Annotated in this window: 19 protein-coding genes; 14 read left to right on the top strand and 5 right to left on the bottom strand. The window is 42.5% G+C overall.

The genetic code is table 11. From position 1 onward, the window contains the following. On the bottom strand, window positions 1-185 hold a 185-nt coding region (locus CDG77_RS38070; protein ID WP_223270043.1), incomplete at its 3' end, for a hypothetical protein. Between CDG77_RS38070 and CDG77_RS29275 the strand changes: the two genes are divergently transcribed. The 3 genes from CDG77_RS29275 (at window position 159) to CDG77_RS29285 (ending at window position 2375) form a co-directional block, all read left to right on the top strand. Next, window positions 159-356 carry a hypothetical protein gene (locus tag CDG77_RS29275; protein ID WP_094332765.1) on the top strand — a complete coding sequence of 66 codons (198 nt, stop codon included), beginning with the start codon at window positions 159-161 and terminating at the stop codon, window positions 354-356. The two genes, CDG77_RS38070 and CDG77_RS29275, sit on opposite strands and share 27 nt — an antisense overlap. Before the next feature lie 62 nt (window positions 357-418). Continuing rightward, the gene (locus CDG77_RS29280; RefSeq protein ID WP_094332766.1) at window positions 419-676 is read left to right on the top strand and encodes a cytotoxic translational repressor of toxin-antitoxin stability system; all 258 of its coding nucleotides are present in this window, start codon (window positions 419-421) and stop codon (window positions 674-676) included. Between the two features lie 112 nt (window positions 677-788). Continuing rightward, window positions 789-2375, top strand: coding sequence for a glucose-6-phosphate isomerase (locus CDG77_RS29285; RefSeq protein WP_094332767.1), 1587 nt, complete (start codon window positions 789-791; stop codon window positions 2373-2375). A gap of 273 nt (window positions 2376-2648) precedes the next feature. Here the strand turns inward: CDG77_RS29285 and CDG77_RS29290 are convergent, their stop codons facing one another. Next, window positions 2649-4088, bottom strand: coding sequence for an RtcB family protein (locus tag CDG77_RS29290; RefSeq protein WP_094332768.1), 1440 nt, complete (start codon window positions 4086-4088; stop codon window positions 2649-2651). Window positions 4089-4439: 351 nt separating this feature from the next. Between CDG77_RS29290 and CDG77_RS29295 the strand changes: the two genes are divergently transcribed. From CDG77_RS29295 to CDG77_RS29305, 3 genes are all read left to right on the top strand, one after another. Further along, on the top strand, window positions 4440-4634 hold the full coding sequence (locus CDG77_RS29295; protein WP_094332769.1) for a heavy-metal-associated domain-containing protein: 195 nt from the start codon (window positions 4440-4442) through the stop codon (window positions 4632-4634). Window positions 4635-4757: 123 nt separating this feature from the next. Further along, window positions 4758-7085 (top strand): heavy metal translocating P-type ATPase, encoded by a 2328-nt coding sequence (locus tag CDG77_RS29300; protein WP_094332770.1) that lies wholly within the window; start codon window positions 4758-4760, stop codon window positions 7083-7085. Between the two features lie 19 nt (window positions 7086-7104). Then, window positions 7105-7332 carry a hypothetical protein gene (locus CDG77_RS29305; RefSeq protein ID WP_094332771.1) on the top strand — a complete coding sequence of 76 codons (228 nt, stop codon included), beginning with the start codon at window positions 7105-7107 and terminating at the stop codon, window positions 7330-7332. Window positions 7333-7380: 48 nt separating this feature from the next. Here the strand turns inward: CDG77_RS29305 and CDG77_RS29310 are convergent, their stop codons facing one another. Beyond that, a complete protein-coding gene (locus tag CDG77_RS29310) occupies window positions 7381-7809 on the bottom strand; it encodes a heavy metal-responsive transcriptional regulator (RefSeq protein ID WP_094332772.1) in 429 nt (142 codons plus the stop codon). 339 nt (window positions 7810-8148) lie between these two features. Here CDG77_RS29310 and CDG77_RS29315 point away from each other — a divergent pair, with 339 nt between their 5' ends. The 4 genes from CDG77_RS29315 (at window position 8149) to CDG77_RS29330 (ending at window position 12674) form a co-directional block, all read left to right on the top strand. Further along, a complete protein-coding gene (locus CDG77_RS29315; RefSeq protein ID WP_094332773.1) occupies window positions 8149-9237 on the top strand; it encodes an aromatic ring-hydroxylating dioxygenase subunit alpha in 1089 nt (362 codons plus the stop codon). Window positions 9238-9842: 605 nt separating this feature from the next. After that, window positions 9843-10184: a photosystem II reaction center protein Psb28 gene (gene psb28 / locus CDG77_RS29320; protein WP_094332774.1), complete on the top strand. Its 342-nt coding sequence runs from the start codon at window positions 9843-9845 to the stop codon at window positions 10182-10184. 100 nt (window positions 10185-10284) lie between these two features. After that, window positions 10285-10797 (top strand): MogA/MoaB family molybdenum cofactor biosynthesis protein, encoded by a 513-nt coding sequence (locus CDG77_RS29325; RefSeq protein ID WP_094332775.1) that lies wholly within the window; start codon window positions 10285-10287, stop codon window positions 10795-10797. 125 nt (window positions 10798-10922) lie between these two features. Further along, window positions 10923-12674 carry a diguanylate cyclase gene (locus CDG77_RS29330; RefSeq protein ID WP_094332776.1) on the top strand — a complete coding sequence of 584 codons (1752 nt, stop codon included), beginning with the start codon at window positions 10923-10925 and terminating at the stop codon, window positions 12672-12674. A gap of 328 nt (window positions 12675-13002) precedes the next feature. Here the strand turns inward: CDG77_RS29330 and mraY are convergent, their stop codons facing one another. Continuing rightward, window positions 13003-14094 (bottom strand): phospho-N-acetylmuramoyl-pentapeptide-transferase, encoded by a 1092-nt coding sequence (gene mraY / locus CDG77_RS29340; RefSeq protein WP_094332778.1) that lies wholly within the window; start codon window positions 14092-14094, stop codon window positions 13003-13005. 79 nt (window positions 14095-14173) lie between these two features. Continuing rightward, entirely contained in the window at window positions 14174-14413 is a 240-nt protein-coding gene (locus CDG77_RS29345) for a DUF3134 domain-containing protein (protein ID WP_094332779.1), read from the bottom strand. Between the two features lie 231 nt (window positions 14414-14644). Here CDG77_RS29345 and CDG77_RS29350 point away from each other — a divergent pair, with 231 nt between their 5' ends. The 4 genes from CDG77_RS29350 to CDG77_RS29365 all read left to right on the top strand — a co-directional run bounded on the left by CDG77_RS29350 (window position 14645) and on the right by CDG77_RS29365 (window position 17136). Continuing rightward, the gene (locus tag CDG77_RS29350; RefSeq protein WP_094332780.1) at window positions 14645-15229 is read left to right on the top strand and encodes a PAP/fibrillin family protein; all 585 of its coding nucleotides are present in this window, start codon (window positions 14645-14647) and stop codon (window positions 15227-15229) included. A gap of 271 nt (window positions 15230-15500) precedes the next feature. Then, a complete protein-coding gene (locus CDG77_RS29355; protein WP_094332781.1) occupies window positions 15501-15716 on the top strand; it encodes a photosystem I reaction center subunit IV in 216 nt (71 codons plus the stop codon). A gap of 251 nt (window positions 15717-15967) precedes the next feature. Further along, window positions 15968-16834: a DNA-formamidopyrimidine glycosylase gene (locus CDG77_RS29360; RefSeq protein WP_094332782.1), complete on the top strand. Its 867-nt coding sequence runs from the start codon at window positions 15968-15970 to the stop codon at window positions 16832-16834. Between the two features lie 86 nt (window positions 16835-16920). Further along, entirely contained in the window at window positions 16921-17136 is a 216-nt protein-coding gene (locus tag CDG77_RS29365; protein ID WP_094332783.1) for an NAD(P)H-quinone oxidoreductase subunit O, read from the top strand. The last annotated feature ends 178 nt before the right edge of the window (window positions 17137-17314 follow it).

Raw genomic sequence — 17314 nt, forward strand, 5'->3', positions numbered from 1 at the left:
TGCCTCCCCTGCTCCCTACCCCTTGCCCGTCTGCCCTCAACGCTTGGCGAATAAATTTTAGCGTAGCTTGAGCATAGTGCTATATTGCCGTTAACCTTTGCTAATTTTGTGGGAATACTATTTATTGTTGGTGTTGGGTTGTAGGTAAAAACTAACGTATGAATTTGCTGCGACTGAGAATGCATCACTTAATCGAGCAGTTAGCCGATGAAGATTTGCAAGACATTTGGAACGTTCTCGAAGCTTTACATTGTGACTTTTATATGCTCAAAGCGATACAACAAGTTAAGCGATCGCAGCAACCGTGGGATATATTAACCCATGAAGAAGCGGTACGACTGTTGATGTTTTTCTGATTCAGCAGCGCTTTCTTTTCTTGTGCCAGTGGCCCCTCAAGTTTTGGTTAAGGTAACGCCTAGTGAGTCTAGAAATGCGCTATGCAAGGTCTTTTTTGCTAGACCTGAAAAATTTAGAACCTGCCGCCTACGAGCGGGTGCATGATTTTGTCTTTGTTGAGTTAGCCCAAAAGTGGCAACTGACCGATCTAAAAGAACTGCGACAGCTTGATGGTGAAGGCATTTTTCACCGTTTTACCCTCGATAATTACCTGATTGGTATAGAAATCAGAGGTGAAATTGTGAAATTTCTACGTGTCATCCCTATGCCAGATGTTTAAAGTGAAGAGTTAAGGGAACACTGAAAACTGTAAACTGTATAAGGCTAGGCAGGGATCGCTATAACCTTACATTAAACTGGTTTTTGAAAAACACTTTATTTGAGATTTCCCTATGGATGCTAGGGCACTTTGGCAACGATACCAAAACTGGTTATATTTCCACGAGGGATTGGGACTGTATTTAGACATAAGTCGAATGCGGTTCGATGATGCCTTTGTGGAATCGTTGCAGCCGAAGTTTGACAAGGCGTTTGCGGATATGGCTGAACTGGAGAAGGGTGCGATCGCAAATCCCGACGAGAACCGTATGGTTGGACACTACTGGCTGCGAAATCCTGATTTAGCGCCAACTCCAGAACTTACACAAGAAATAGTCCAAACCCTAGAACAAATCGAAGCCTTTGCGGAAAAAGTCCAAACAGGTGCTATTCATCCTCCCAGAGCAAGCCGCTTCACGGATATTATCTCCATTGGCATTGGTGGTTCCGCCCTCGGCCCCCAATTCGTCGCAGAAGCCCTTGCTCCTGATTTCCCACCCCTGAAACTTCACTTTATCGATAACAACGATCCGGCAGGTATCGATCGCGTTATCAATCATCTCCGAAATAGCCTCGCCAGCACTTTGGTATTGGTGATATCTAAATCTGGGGGAACGCCGGAACCCCGCAACGGCATGATTGAAGTTAAAAAAGCTTACGCCGGACACAATTTGGAATTTGCTCAATATGCGGTAGCAATTACCAGCGTTGATAGCAATCTCGATAAACTAGCCAAAGATGAAGGTTGGCTAGCCAGATTTCCCATGTATGACTGGGTAGGAGGGCGGACCTCAGAAATGTCTGCTGTGGGGCTAGTACCAGCCGCATTACAAGGCATTGATGTTCGCGCCATCCTAGATGGTGCAAAAGAGATGGATGACGCTACCCGCGTCCCTGATGTGAAAAATAACCCAGCAGCCTTGCTTGCTTTGTCTTGGTACTTTGCAGGCAATGGAAAGGGCGAAAAAGATATGGTTGTCCTACCTTACAAGGACAGCTTATTTTTATTCAGTCGCTATTTGCAACAGTTGGTGATGGAATCCTTGGGCAAAGAAAAAGACTTAGACGGTAAGGTTGTCCATCAAGGCATCGCCGTTTATGGTAACAAAGGCTCAACAGATCAACATGCTTACGTTCAACAGTTACGTGAAGGTGTAGCGAATTTCTTTGCTACCTTCGTTGAAGTATTAGAAGATCGTCAAGGCCCATCTACTGAAATAGATCCGGGAGTTACATCAGGCGACTATCTTTCCGGTTTTCTCCAAGGAACCCGACAAGCACTTTATGAAAATCACCGCGATTCGATTACAGTCACTATTCCCCAAGTGAATCCCCGAACCGTAGGGGCATTAATTGCTTTGTATGAACGCGCTGTTGGTTTATATGCAAGCTTAGTTAACGTCAATGCCTACCATCAGCCAGGGGTAGAAGCTGGCAAAAAAGCTGCCGCCTCCATTCTCGATTTGCAAACACGAGTGGTAGCAGTCCTCCAAAAAGAAAAAACTCCTCTTTCTCTTGAAGAACTTGCCCAGAAAGCAGGTGCATCAGAGCAAGTTGAGGCAATTTACAAGATTTTGCGTCATATCCATGCCAATCAGCGAGGTGTGGTTTTGCAAGGCGATCTTCAGAAACCCGGCAGTTTAACTGTTTCTGCTAGCTGATAGCTCTAGTGTAAATATCACATTTTGTCCCTAATTGTTGTATAATCAACAATTTTTTATTGTGAAGCATCCTAGATAGAAGTTTTATCTAGGATGCTTCACTGTATAATTTGCAACTTGGTATAAATCCTATCTAGCTGATTGCAAAAATATCATAAACTTTATGCATTAATTGCATTAGTACGGATTTGCTATCACTTCACAGATGCGATTCTAATATCAGGGAATAAAGATGGATACCCCTGGTTAACACCAGGGGCTTTTTATTTAGAGCTACGCCTTAAACGTCAATACCGGACTCAATCGCGCCACAACGTCTACCATTTTTGCCTCCACTTGCACATCAATCACAGACTGAATCGGTTTGTAGGCGGCTGGTGCTTCTTCAATGCGGCGTTCTTCACGCAAGGTTATGCAGTCTACGCCAGTTAATCCCAGTTCTGCCTCACTTTGAGATGCACCTCTGCGATTGAGGTCGAAGCGAGAATAAATTCTTCCCGCCCCATGTGAGGCCGAATGACAAAATGCTGGATTGCCTCTACCTACCATCAGATAAGAATCAGTACCCATTGAACCAGGAATAATCACTGGTTGCCCTGCATGGGCTGGACTTGCACCCTTGCGTGTTACCCATCCTTGACCTTCTGGTAAGGTGATGTTGTGCGGCAAGTCGTAAACTAGAGGTGCTTCCACATCTTTGTATACTTCCCGTAAACGCAGACGTAGCAGTTCCGCTAACAGCAAGCGGTTGATAAAGCCATAGTTAGCAGCAGTAGCCTCGGCTTGCAAGTAACTGGCGACTAATTCGGGGTGAGAATGGTTAGAGAGAGGAAAAATCTGAGAATCAGGGTACTTCAGACCTTTTTGCCAAGTCGCCTTAGCTTTATCTCGCCACATTCCCCCAATATACTTACCCACATTTCGGGAACCAGAATGAATCATAAAAGCTAGTTGTCCCTCGCGCACTCCCCAAGCATGGGCAAGGGTGCGATTTTCAACTTTATCAACTCGCTGCACTTCTACAAAATGATTGCCCCCGCCAATGGTTGCTAATCCGCCATCGCGTACCAATCCGGTATCGGGAACCAATTCTTCAGGTGCAAGTTTCCAGTCACCATCCATTGAACCACCTAAAAAGATGCGATCGCTCTCTTGGGCTAGTTGTTGCAAATCAGATTTGACTACACTCCCCGTAGCCCGATTTAGCATGGCATCCAGCCAACCTAAAACTCCGTATTGAAATAGCGATCGCATTGCCTCAGCAGTCATTGTCACATCACGCGTACCAAAGAAGTAATCCCCCTTCATTTTTTCTACGAATTGGTCGCGCTTTGCTAAGAATTCCTCGATTGTCAAATCAGCAACGTGCAGGCGCATTCCACAATTGATGTCAGAACCGACAGCGCCAGGAATAACCTGACCAACGGTTTCCACAATTGAACCAATGGCAACACCTGCATCACCTGGGTGAAAGTCAGGTGTTGCACAGGCCCGACAAACGCATCCACCTGACGGGTGGCGGACACTTGCCAAATTCGCTAACTGCTTCAGCGCCTTAGCTTCTACGGGGAAGCCTTCTGGCAGAAGCACTTCCGCTACAGGTGCATCAGGAGAATTAACTAAACGGACAGAATAAGTGCGATCGTTGTAACTTACATCCAAACCCTGCCGCTCTAAAGCACGCAGGAGACGCTTTAAATTTTTTGGCTGCATGAAAACTCCAAATAGAGCCTTAAAAAAGACTCTTTGTTGTGAAGAGAGGAGGAGACTTGGGTTCAGCAGCCGCGTCTCAGGTGTTGGGGAGGGTTATTTTCCCGGAATTGTGGGGAAAACAACAGTTATATAGCCTTGATAACACACACTTGCATGAGGAGACAAGTGTTTTGTAGTATTTTGTATTCTTTAGCGATTTATGCACTACATATCTAAACAAATTTGAACTTTAGCAAAAAACTTTTAAAATTCTCTAGACTCTCCAGCCGGCTAGAGAGTCTAGTATGAATTCAAGGCGACTCTCTTTTCAGTTATTTCTGGCTAGGTTGTTCATTATTATCCCGTAAATCTATGACTCTCCAACTCACAGTTCCCAATATGTCTTGTTCTGTTTGTGCAAGTACCATCACCAAAGCACTTCAGGCAGTCGATGCTAATGCCAGCATTCAGGCAGATCCCACAACCAAGCTTGTCAGTGTAGAAACTCAAGCATCAGAAACAGCAATTAAGGAAGCGTTAGCTGCTGCTGGCTATCCAGCCGGCTAAAGAAAGGGGATTGGGGACTGAGTACTAAGTAAAGGAAAGAACTATCCATTTGCCCTCTAACTTTTTCCCTCTGTTTCCAATTCCCAATTCCCAATTCCCAGTCCCCAACCCCCAGTCCCCAGCATGGATACTCTCACACTCAAACTTCGAGGCATGAGTTGCGCTGGTTGCGCTAACAACATCGAAAAGGCAATTCGCTCTGTTTCTGGGGTGATTGACTGCAACGTTAACTTTGGAGCAGAACAAGCCACTATCAAGTACGATCGCTCTCTAGCCAATTTAGAGAAAATTCAAGCTGCGATCGCATCTGCGGGATACTCTTCTTACTCACTCCAGGAAGAATTGCTCTCTGAAGAAGATGATGCCGAAAAAGCGAATAGGCAAGCATTACAACGCGAACTCTTGCTTAAAGTAGTTGTGGGAGGTGTAATCAGCATTTTCCTATTTTTGGGGTCGTTGCCGATGATGACTGGGCTAAACTTCTCCTTAATTCCCAACTTCCTGCAAAATCCTTGGGTACAGTTAGTGCTGACAACACCCGTTATATTGTGGTGTGGCGGATCTTTTTACCGCAATGGCTGGAAATCTCTCAAGCGCCATACGGCGACGATGGACACGCTGATTGCTTTGGGTACAAGTGCAGCGTATCTATATTCTTTATTTGTCACTGTTTTCCCGAAATTTTTTATTGCTCAGGGCTTGATACCTCATGTTTATTATGAAGTTGCTGCCATTGTTATTACTTTAATTTTATTGGGGCGGTTGTTAGAAAATCGCGCTAGGGGAGAAACTTCTGAAGCCATCCGCAAACTGATCGGATTACAAGCCAGAGATGCCAGAGTTATCCGTGGTGGTGTAGAAGTTGATATTCCCATCGCCGAAGTCAGAATTAATGATGTGATTTTAGTCCGTCCTGGCGAGAAGATTCCGGTAGATGGCGAAGTGATTGCAGGCGCTTCGACGGTAGATGAAGCGATGGTGACTGGTGAAAGTTTGTCAGTGAAAAAGCAGCCAGGAGATGAGGTGATTGGGGCAACTATTAACGGTGCGGGTGCGTTTCAGTTTCGGGTGACACGAGTCGGAAATGATACGTTTTTGGCTCAAATCGTCAAACTAGTGCAACAGGCACAAGGTTCTAAAGCACCCATTCAGCGTTTGGCAGATCGGGTGACAGGATGGTTTGTACCAGCTGTAATTGCCGTTGCGATCGCCACTTTCGTCATTTGGTTTAATTTCACTGGCAACCTCACCTTAGCAATAATGACAACGGTGGGTGTACTAATTATTGCTTGTCCTTGTGCTTTGGGTTTAGCTACCCCCACATCTGTGATGGTGGGGACGGGCAAAGGTGCAGAAAATGGCATCTTGATTAAGGGTGCTGACAGCTTAGAACTAGCACACAAAATTCAAATCATCGTTTTAGATAAAACTGGTACTTTGACTCAGGGTAAACCCACGGTTACAGATTTTGTAACTGTTAACGGTACAGCTAATGGCAATGAAATCAAGCTTTTACAGTTAGCAGCAACAGTGGAACGGAACTCTGAGCATCCTTTAGCTGAAGCGGTGGTGAAATATGCCCAGTCTCAAGAAGTGAGTTTAATAGATGCACAAAACTTCATAGCTAACGCAGGTAGTGGTGTGCAAGCAGTTGTTTCAAATCAACTTGTGCAAATTGGTACACAACGCTGGTTAACAGAACTTGGAATTAATATTATTGCTCTCCAGCAGTATAAAGATGCTTGGGAAGCGGCTGGTAAAACAGTCATTTTGATTGCTGTAGATGGCGAACTACAAGGAATCATGGGTATTGCCGATGCCCTCAAACCTTCATCGATAGCAGTGGTGAAAGCTTTACAGAAGCTAGGTTTAGAAGTAGTAATGCTCACCGGAGACAATCGTAAAACGGCTGATGCGATCGCTCAAGAAGTTGGCATCCAGCGAGTATTTGCTGAAGTGCGTCCAGATCAAAAAGCGGCGATTATCCAATCTTTGCAAAGAGGGGAACTGGGAACTAGGGACTGGGGACTAGGGAAAATTCTTCCCAATCCCCAATCCCCAATCCCCAGTACCCAATCCCTTGTAGCAATGGTTGGCGATGGTATAAATGATGCACCAGCCTTAGCACAGGCTGATGTGGGAATTGCTATTGGGACAGGAACAGATGTAGCGATCGCAGCTAGCGATATCACCCTAATTTCTGGAGATTTGCAAGGAATTGTCACAGCAATTCAACTCAGTCGCGCCACAATCAACAATATCAAGCAAAATCTCTTCTTTGCGTTTATTTACAACGTCATTGGCATTCCCATTGCGGCTGGAATTCTCTTCCCTATTTTTGGTTGGTTACTCAATCCAATTATCGCCGGCGCTGCGATGGCTCTTTCTTCGCTATCTGTTGTTAGCAATGCCCTCAGATTGCGTAACTTTCAACCAAAAGCTATCTCATAATTGCAGGGTAATTTAGGAAATGTTCAGTAAAAAAATGCTTTGGGGAAGCCTGACAGCTTTAGTGCTTCTCACTGGAACATCAGGTGTAACATTAGCAGAAATGCCAGCCCACTCGTCAGCACAAGCCAGCCAATTTCAACGCATTGAGCAACCTTTGGGCTTGAAAGTTAGTGTTGCGATCGCTGGTTTAGCCTTGATTGGATTAGAGTTATGGTGGTTTCTCCTCTATAAAAGTCCTGAGTCCTGATGTCATTCTATTTTTACTTTTTAAGACTTAGCACGGGCTAAACCATAGCTATCCGCTAACAGAGATGTTTTGAATAATAGGACAAATTGTATCTTCATAGCGATCGCTAGTATTCTTCCAGCCTGAAAGTAATCCCTTTATCTCAGAACGTAAAGTTAACAATTGATCGATTTGGCGATCGATGTGTAAAAGCTTGTCTTCAAGCTTTTCTTTAATTTCACCACAAGGAGCTTGTCCTTGGTCATAGACCTGAAGAATATTTCCAATCTCCTCTAGACTAAGACCAAGATTTTGTGCCCTTTTAATAAAGGCTAGACGAGTCAGCACATCCAATGAAAACTGACGGAAGCCTCCCTCTGTTCGTCTTGAGGACTTGAGTAAACCTAAACTCTCGTAATAGCGAATTGTCCTGATAGGGATTCCGCTTATATCTGTTACCTGACCAATTAAAAGCAGTTTTTCATTCTGAGTTAACACGGCAGATTTCCCCAACTCTTGTAACTATTATCATATATAAAAATACGATTCGATTTATGAAAGGATACGTAGGGTGCGTTACGCTGTCGCTAACACACCCTACGTATCTTTTCATAAATCAAATACTAGTCCTATATTAGAAATGGATACTAGTTTACATAAGCTTATGTTAGGGTGTCATAATTTTAAGAATCTTCATAGAATTTAGTTGAGATTTTGACTATTGATTTTTATCTGTTTATTAGGTAGCTGTTTGTCCTGGTACTGAAAGTAACTGTTTTTTAAAAGTTTCCATGTTACTTCTAGATCAAATGCTTCACCTCAAGTGAAACTATAAAAATGAATCTCAACTCGCAGACTTTTAGCTCAACCCGTAAACCTAAAATTTTTAATAATCCAGAGCGTTTTGTTGAGGGATGGTATTGGGTAATACCCTCTCAAAATCTGCGGGTAGGTGAAGTCAAACCTGTCACGATTTTGGGCAGACAACTAGTAATTTACCGAGGTAAAGACAAAAGAGTAGCTACCTTTGATGCCTACTGTCCCCACATGGGCGCTCACCTTGCTGAAGGCAAAGTTGAAGGTAATGCACTCCGTTGTTTTTTCCATCACTGGAAGTTTGATGCTGAAGGGATGTGTGTTGATATCCCATGTTTAGATGTACCGCCTTCCCTAAAGTTACAGACTTGGCCCACTGCTGAGAAGTATGGGATGGTTTGGGTTTGGACGGGAGAAATCCCACAGCAACCCCTGCCTTTTATACCAGAATTGGAACAAAAAGAGTGTGATGTCGCCATCCATTCTCACTTCTTGCTGAACTGTCACCCCAATGTGGTGATGATTAATGCGATTGATGCTCAACACCTCAATACAGTTCACAAATTGCCACTAGAAATTATTTTTGAAAGACACGAACTGAACGAGAATGCGATTATCTTCAGTAATACTACACCCATCAAAGACAATTTCTTGTTCATTAAGCTCATCCGTCTTTTCTACAAAAATGTCATAACTTACAGTATTTGCTATTGGTACGGTAGCATTGGCATTGTGACACTTGGCCCTGATTTCTTCCATATCCACATGATGGTTGCAGTTCGCCTCTACGAAGAGGGAAAAACTGAAGGTCAAGTTCTATTGATGACTAAAAAACGTAAAGGAATTTTTGGTTGGTTATGCAATCGAGTTGTACTATGGCTGACTAAGATTGCAGCTAAGTACTTTCTCATGGGTGACATCAAGATTGTCCAAACAATTAAGTTTGATTTGAAAACCCCAATCAAAGCAGATCAGTCAATCATGCAGTTTATTAACCATGTTGAAAAACAGCAATCCCTAATGTGGGGGACTTGGCAAGATGCGCGATCGCACGATGTAGAGAGCAAGCTCAAGCGCGAGAGATGGCAAGATAAAATGAATAATGACTAATATATGACCAGAATTCTGTAAAATTGCCTGGAGGTTACAAAGCCATAACTTAACAGGCTAATTATTTGATGGTCAATTAAACAGACATGAGATAACAACTAGTAAAAGTTAAAAGTTCAACAAATTACTTTTAACTTTTAATTTATTTTTTACTGGGCTACTAGATAAATAAAAAGAAGTGGCAAAGCCACTTCCTAATTCCCAGGTAGAACCTAAGCTATGAGTATAACGACTACAAAAATTTGAAATAGTATAAATAAACACCAATTAACTGGATATATCTGTTTTCCTTGTTTTCTAGGTTAGAAAATCCTCTTTTTCATGGGGCAAATAACTGTATATTTACATAAGTCTGATGATTGCAATGCAAACTTAATTTTATTCGGTTCATCGTCAAGATGTGCCAATTTTACCTTTTTATCAAGAAACTGCCTTATCCTCACGACTTGATAGTTAGACCAAAAAAAATAAAATTTATTACTGTAAAAATAACCAATTTAAGTATATACACTAAAAAAATGAATAACAGTAGCCTCTAGACCGTGGTGTTCTAATTGATGAGAGAATATTAAATTAACCATCACAAAAGTTTAAATTCATTGATCATGGCGAAAATTCAGTTTTCTAAAGGTCTTGACGAAGAAGTAACTCCAGAGGTGCGCTTGACGCGATCGCGCACTGGTGACAGTGGTACAGCGACGTTTATTTTTACCAATCCGAAGATTTTAGATCAAGGCAGCACCGAAGACATTACCGGGATGTACTTGATTGACGAAGAAGGGGAGATAATTACCCGTGAAGTTAAGGGTAAATTTGTCAACGGGAAACCGGAAGCATTAGAAGCAGTTTATGTGATGAAATCTGCCCAAGAATGGGATCGCTTTATGCGCTTTATGGAACGGTATGCTGAAGAAAACGATCTCGGACTCAGCAAGGCGGAAAAATAGGACATAGGGCATAGGGCACAGGACATAGGTAATTTTTTCATGTAGAATGCGCTATTCTCCGTGCCCAATTGTCCATTATCAAAAGTTAAAAGCTTAACCCATGACACAACAGCCCCATCCAGATTCACCTGGGATTACGGTAACTTGTGCTGTGATTACTGTCAGCGATACACGTAAGCCCGAAACAGACAAAAGTGGCCAACTAATTCAGCAGTTACTCATTGGTGGTAACTATGCTGTCGGAGCCTACACGATTATCAAAGATGAACCAACACAAATTCAAGAGCAGATAGAACATCTGGGTAAAAGCTCAAATTTGGATGCTTTAATTTTTAATGGTGGCACAGGTATTGCACCAAGAGATACCACCTACGATGCCATTGAGAAGTTACTGGAGAAAACTTTGCCAGGGTTTGGTGAGTTATTTCGTTTTTTAAGTTATCAAGAAATTGGTTCGCGGGCGATCGCTTCTCGCGCTGTTGCTGGTATTTATCAAGATAAATTAATCTTCTCGCTTCCTGGTTCCAGTAATGCTGTGCGGCTGGCGATGGAAAAACTAATTGTTCCCGAACTTACTCACTTGGTAAGTCAGCTATATAAGGGATTGAGATGAGTAGCCTTTTTAGGAAGCTACATAAAATTAAGGAATAAAGTACTGAAATCATCCTTTCTACGCTTACATCTTGAGACAACCCAGAATTATAGTAAAACGGATGAAATGTTAATATCAGGTCAGCAATGGAGCCTATTTACTGGAATTGCATAATTGCTCACGGCATCACTGCATTTTCATACTTTGGCATCCCTATATTAGTAGGGATTTTCTTTGCCAAAACCAAGGTAACTATCCCTTCTAAGTTTTGGCCAGCGTTTTTATTATCAGGTGGATTCGTAATATTTTGCGGATTTCATCACCTTTTGGCGGCTTTTGAGCCGGATTCGGCAGTGTCGCTGTTGTACTTGGGCGTACTTGATGTAATGGCATTTGTCTCATTATGTGTATTACTGTGCCTAATACCAACCGCTTATCAAATTTTAGAGGCGATCGCCAAATCTCAAGAAAATACCCGCGAACTTCAACGCAGCCAGCAGATACAAAGGCTATTCCTAGATCAGGGCCCCTTTGGAGCCTATATCAAAGATGAGCAATCTAGAGTGCTTTACTACAACCAGGAAATACAGTCTAGGTTTTCGGTAAATTCACAAGAATGGTTGGGGAAAACGGATAGTGAATTCTTGACAGATCCAGAAGAGGGGCGGCGGGTAATGGAAAACGATCGAGTCGTCTTGAAGACTTTAAGCCCTTTAAAGTTAATTGAAGAGATAAAGATCGCTGATGATGAACAGCCATGCTACTGGCTATCCTTTAAGTTTCCCTTTAGCGATGGCGCAACGGGCGATCGCCGCATCGGTGGGATCAGTATCGATATTACAGAATCCATAGAAGCACAGCGATCGCTCACCGATCTAAATCGGCAGCTAGAAGAAAGAACACTGAAATTAGAGGCAAAAAAACGCGAACTTATATATCTCTCAGATATGGCCGATATGCTTTATTGCTGCGACTCTGAAGATGAGGTGTATCAAGTTGTTGCTTTAACCTGTTCCAAGCTGTTTCCTAGCATGAGTGGTTGTGTCTATATAATTGCTAATTCCAAGAATTATGTTCAGATGAATAGTTCTTGGGGAGATGAAAAAAGTAGTAAAGAAATATTTTCAATATCTCAATGCTGGGCATTGCGAAGAGGGAAATTAAACCTTTTATCGCCTTGTAACTCAGGACTGATGTGCAGCCACTTAATACAGCCGGTTAATGGCGCACATTTGTGCTTCCCATTGTTTGGACAAGGCGAAATAGTTGGGATTCTACACCTCTATGCTCTTGAAGAAATCAGTCCAGAAGATCAGCAAATTACTGAGATTATTGCTAGAACATTAGGCTTTGCACTGAATAATCTATCGATAAAAAAACGTTTAGCTTATGATAATTTGCGGGATGGGATGACCCAACTATTCAATCAAAGCTATATGGAAACCATCCTGGAACAAAGGCTAGCGGAGGCTGAACGGTCTGGACAACCTCTTAGTGTTATTTTCCTTGATATTGATAACTTTAAAGCATACAACTCGCGCTATGGGCATTTGACTGCCAATATTGTTATTCGGGGATTAGCAAAACTGCTGTTAAAATCTATTCGCTCTTTTGATATTCCTTGCCGATGGGGTGGTGAAGAATTTGTGATTGTAATGCCTAATATGACGCTGGAAACGCTCAGGAAGCGAGTAGAACAACTAAGGCTAGATGTTGAACAAATGCAATTGAAGGACGGCGATCGGATTCTTCAAGGCATTACTGCTTCTTTTGGAATTGCTGTTTCAGAATCAGGAATTACGGTTACAGATTTTCTGAATCGGGCAAATCAAGCGATGCTTGAGGCAAAGCGAACAGGCAAGAATCGAGTTATTGAGTATGTAAATAGGTACGATTAATTCAAAATTTATAACACTGCAAGCGGTGAAATAGAAATGAAATGTAGAGACGTAGCATTGCTACGTCTCTACAAGGATTATTGATAAGGGACTGACAAATAAAAAAATACTCAACTATCTTTGTGGGGTGGGCAATCTTGCCCGCCCTATTGAACTGGGCGGGCAAGATGCCCACCCCACAAGATTGGATAATTTATTTCTTGTCAGTCCAAAACGCATATTACCGTATAAAAAAACAACTCCCTGAAGATTTGGGAGTTGTTTTTTATCTTCGACTATTTTCTCAAAAGATGATTCAGAATGGAGCGATGCCTGTGCTGGGCTGCGCCTACGCCAAGCAGATGGCAGCCAAAATAGCCGCGATGATATAAAATACTCCAACCACTTGCAATTCTGACCAGCCAGTGAGTTCTAAATGATGGTGTAAGGGTGCCATTTTGAAGAGACGTTTGCCTTTGCCATCGGGGCCTTTGGTGGCTTTGTAATAACTTACCTGTGCCATCACCGAAAGAGTTTCTACGAAGAAGATACCACTGAGAATAAACAGTGCTACTAAGGTGTTTGTCAATAGCGCTACAGCAGCTAATGCTCCTCCCAGTGCGAGGGAACCGGTATCTCCCATGAAAACGCGGGCTGGATTACGATTATGGGCTAAGAAACCTAAACACCCACCACTTAAAGCCGCACAGAAAACCATCAATCCAGGTGCTGTGGGTGCGATTAAGGCACCTAATGCCAAAAGTGCGATCGCTACTGTTCCTGCTGCCAAGCCATCAATTCCATCTGTTAAATTAGTCGCATTACTTTCTGCAACTAGCACAAAACCTGCTAAAGGCCAAAATAGAAATCCTAATGGTAGTGTGAAGCTTACCCAAGGTAAAGCAATATTTGTAATATTAGAAGGTTGATTAAACATCAGCCATAGACAAAACACTGCTGCAAAACCTACTTGCAAAGCGAGTTTCGTTCGGGGAGATATACCTTTATTTGATTTCCGGCGGAGAATTTGCCAATCGTCGAGCCAGCCAATCAATCCGTAGCTAATTGTCAATGCCGAAACTGCAAGGACATCTGTAGCAAAGTTAGACAAGATACAAGCAATTATCACACCTACAGGGATAAAAAATATACCTCCCATTGTGGGGGTGCCTGCCTTTTTTAAATGAGCTTGGGGCCCATCTTCGCGGATTATTTGTCCAGTTTTAAGTGCTTGAAGTAAAGGTATTACCCAATAGCCTACAGCACCTGAACCCAGGGCACACAACAGCAGTGGCAGGGTTAACGACATACTTTGCCAAGGTAGTCTGTTGGCCATCGAATCCAAGAAAAATGCTGTTGTACCTAGACCAACCGCTAACAGAGAGGCTAGCGCGATTCCAGAAATATTTAGTCCTTGCTCAGGAGATAATTTAGCGTCCACAGAAGTTTCCCTTCACTCCACACTTATTAAATTGAATACCAATAGCTAGGGATACTACCAAGTCCCTAGCCTGAAAAGGCTAATCCTCGGCTATTCCTATATCGTCATCATCATCATCAAGGTCGTAGCCAATTCCATCTTCTCCACCCATTAGGGAGTTTATTTCTTCTTCGCCATCTTGAAAATCCGGTTCGTGAACGTCACGTGTTATTATCCGACCCTTATTTTCTAACCAATTTAATAAAGAGGACTCTGGCTTGATGGGGATGACATGGGCTCGCTGGTTACGGGGTTCTTCACGTAATGGAGAGTTCAACATATCAAAGAAGACAAGAAAAGGTTACGTAAGTTGACATTTAGAGTCTATCACTTGACACGGATTAATTTAGTTATCTTTTCAACCCTTTGGTTGATAAATCCGCATTCAGATAGAAATTTTTTATTTAGGCTTAAGTCAAGCGATTCTTAGTAATTTTATGGTTCTACACATAGGTTATGAATATCTTGTTTATGCTGATGGAAAGTGAGTGATTTTAGAGGTGACTAGGCGATGATAGGAAAAGCGGCTCTCATGGATGCGATCGCTGGTACTAATCGCGGTCTACTGGCGACTGAAGCCCAGAAACAGGCTATCTTAGCAGCGATCGCCAATTTAGAAAACTTTAATCCTACACCCCGTCCGGTGGAAGCTGGTAATTTGCTAGATGGCAATTGGCGATTACTATACACCAATAGCAAGGCTCTTTTAAATTTAGATCGTCTACCTTTTTGCAAACTAGGTCAAATCTATCAGTGTATCCGGGTAGAGACTACCAGTGTTTACAACATAGCTGAGATTTATGGCTTACCTTATTTGGAAGGATTAGTCAGCATTGCTGCTAAATTTGAGCCAGTTTCCGGTCAACGTGTCCAAGTAAAATTTGAGCGGTCTATTATCGGCTTACAACGTTTAATAGAATACAATTCTCCGGTAACTTTTATCCAACAAATTGAAGAAGGTAGAAAATTTCCGGCAATTGATGTTGCTATAAACAGCGATCGACAGCAAGGCTGGTTAGATATCACTTATATAGATAACGATCTGCGGATCGGCAGAGGTAACGAGGGGAGCGTGTTCATATTGAGTAAAACATAAGTTTGTGCAAAAATACTGTTTCGCAATGAAGGTAAGCTAGAATGGCCACCTTGTCAAGTAGGGTATGATACAGTTTTAAATTTGGTATATGGTATGGGGTGGCCGAGATGAGAGAGATACGAATAACTAATATTCAATGTCCATTAACCAATGCGCCATACCAAATTCAGATAAATAACTTAACAAAGACTCTTGTCGCGACCTTCAGGTTGTAGAGTGAAATCAATTAGCCCTCTAGATTGGCGATTGATAACTAAAAGGGAAAATAATCATGGTTCAACGTGGTTCTAAAGTACGTATTCTCCGCCCTGAATCCTACTGGTTTCAGGATCTTGGAACTGTGGCTTCCATTGACCAAAGCGGCATCAAATACCCTGTAATTGTCCGCTTTGATAAGGTCAATTACTCTGGTATCAATACCAACAACTTTGCTCAGGATGAATTAGTCGAGGTTGAAGCACCAAAGGCTAAACCACCTAAAAAATAGCAGCAAAGCTACAAGTGGGTTGTTTGATGCGATGATGAAGGGTAGTCTTAAGTCTGAAGGTATGAAGTCTGAAATTTCAGTTCATTCATTCTTCATCCTAGCCTACCCTAATCTATGAGAGCCGCCCTGCGGGTATTTACGGTTTCTCTTGGGTAATAATAACGAGCCATCTACGGCTGTGTAAGTTACTACCCCATCTCTTCTTTATTGAACCCCCAAGTACATCAAAATTGTCTGCTTAATCAGCTTGAATGCCTGAACTGCCTGAAGTTGAAACAGTCCGAAAGGGTCTAAATCAATTGACCCTTAACCAAGAAATTACGGGTGGAGATGTGCTGCTCAATCGCACCATCGCCTACCCGTTTTCTGTAGATGAGTTTGTTGATGGAATTAACCAGAATACAATAGCTACTTGGCATCGTCGCGGTAAATATCTCCTCGCCGAACTTGCTTCCCCTTCATCAACCAGTTGGCTAGGGGTTCATCTGCGAATGACCGGTCAACTACTTTGGCTACATCAAGATGAACCATTACATAAGCACACGCGGGTTAGATTATTCTTTGGGGATCGGCAGGAATTGCGTTTTGTCGATCAGCGCACCTTCGGTAAAATTTGGTGGGTTCCGCCTAGTGTTGCTGTAGAAAGTATTATGACTGGTTTAGCAAAACTGGCAGCAGATCCATTTTCACCGGAATTCACTGTTGAATATCTAGCAAGCAAACTCAAAAACCGCCGCCGTCCAATTAAGACTGCGTTACTGGATCAGTCGGTGGTGGCGGGATTAGGAAATATTTATGCCGATGAAGCCCTGTTTAAGAGTGGAATTTTACCTGAAACTTTGTGTATAGATTTACAGCTAAAGCAAATTGAGCGTTTGCGAACAGCCATAATTCAAGTCTTAGAAACCAGTATTCAGGCTGGCGGTACAACTTTTAGTAACTTCTTAAGTGTTAAAGGTGTCAACGGCAATTATGGTGGTGTTGCCTGGGTTTATAACCGCGCTGGAGAACCCTGTCGAGTTTGTGGTAGGCCAATTCAACGGATTAGGTTGGCTGGGCGATCTAGTCATTTTTGCCTACAGTGTCAAACGTTAGGGGGAGTTGGGAGACGCGATTAATCGCGTCTGTACAAGAATTTTTATTTCTAATTCGGAAGTCTCCTAAAATGCAGATAAAACAGTCTATAAATTTGAAAGGAGAATTCATGGCAGTTAAAAAGGGAGATATGGTTCGCGCGATCCGCGAGAAACTGGAAAACAGTTTGGAAGCAAAAGCCAGTGATACTCGCTTTCCTTCTTATTTGTTTGAAACTAAGGGCGAAATTCTAGATGTCAAAGGTGATTACGCCCTGATTAAGTTCGGGAAAGTGCCGACACCAAACGTTTGGTTACGTGTAGATCAACTAGAAGAGTTTAAATAATAAAAAAGAATTCAGGAGTCGGAATTCAGAATGGGCTAAACCTTAGCTATCCGCTAACAGCATTGATTTTGACTTCGCTTATTAGAGGTTGAATGAACAAGTAAGTAGGTGGGTGGGAAAATTTATAACTATGTCATTGCGAACGTAGCAAAGCGAAGTGAAGCAATCACAAGGGTTT

Origin of the sequence: Nostoc sp. 'Peltigera membranacea cyanobiont' 213, from assembly GCF_002245975.1 — a bacterium.
Taxonomy (GTDB): domain Bacteria; phylum Cyanobacteriota; class Cyanobacteriia; order Cyanobacteriales; family Nostocaceae; genus Nostoc.

Coding starts and splice junctions, on each gene's coding strand:
- CDG77_RS29275 (WP_094332765.1), top strand. CDS start 159: ATGAATTTGCTGCGACTGAGAATGCATCACTTAATCGAGCAGTTAGCC.
- CDG77_RS29285 (WP_094332767.1), top strand. CDS start 789: ATGGATGCTAGGGCACTTTGGCAACGATACCAAAACTGGTTATATTTC.
- CDG77_RS29290 (WP_094332768.1), bottom strand. CDS start 4,088: ATGCAGCCAAAAAATTTAAAGCGTCTCCTGCGTGCTTTAGAGCGGCAG.
- CDG77_RS29295 (WP_094332769.1), top strand. CDS start 4,440: ATGACTCTCCAACTCACAGTTCCCAATATGTCTTGTTCTGTTTGTGCA.
- CDG77_RS29300 (WP_094332770.1), top strand. CDS start 4,758: ATGGATACTCTCACACTCAAACTTCGAGGCATGAGTTGCGCTGGTTGC.
- CDG77_RS29305 (WP_094332771.1), top strand. CDS start 7,105: ATGTTCAGTAAAAAAATGCTTTGGGGAAGCCTGACAGCTTTAGTGCTT.
- CDG77_RS29315 (WP_094332773.1), top strand. CDS start 8,149: ATGAATCTCAACTCGCAGACTTTTAGCTCAACCCGTAAACCTAAAATT.
- psb28 (WP_094332774.1), top strand. CDS start 9,843: ATGGCGAAAATTCAGTTTTCTAAAGGTCTTGACGAAGAAGTAACTCCA.
- CDG77_RS29325 (WP_094332775.1), top strand. CDS start 10,285: ATGACACAACAGCCCCATCCAGATTCACCTGGGATTACGGTAACTTGT.
- CDG77_RS29330 (WP_094332776.1), top strand. CDS start 10,923: ATGGAGCCTATTTACTGGAATTGCATAATTGCTCACGGCATCACTGCA.
- CDG77_RS29345 (WP_094332779.1), bottom strand. CDS start 14,413: ATGTTGAACTCTCCATTACGTGAAGAACCCCGTAACCAGCGAGCCCAT.
- CDG77_RS29350 (WP_094332780.1), top strand. CDS start 14,645: ATGATAGGAAAAGCGGCTCTCATGGATGCGATCGCTGGTACTAATCGC.
- CDG77_RS29355 (WP_094332781.1), top strand. CDS start 15,501: ATGGTTCAACGTGGTTCTAAAGTACGTATTCTCCGCCCTGAATCCTAC.
- CDG77_RS29360 (WP_094332782.1), top strand. CDS start 15,968: ATGCCTGAACTGCCTGAAGTTGAAACAGTCCGAAAGGGTCTAAATCAA.
- CDG77_RS29365 (WP_094332783.1), top strand. CDS start 16,921: ATGGCAGTTAAAAAGGGAGATATGGTTCGCGCGATCCGCGAGAAACTG.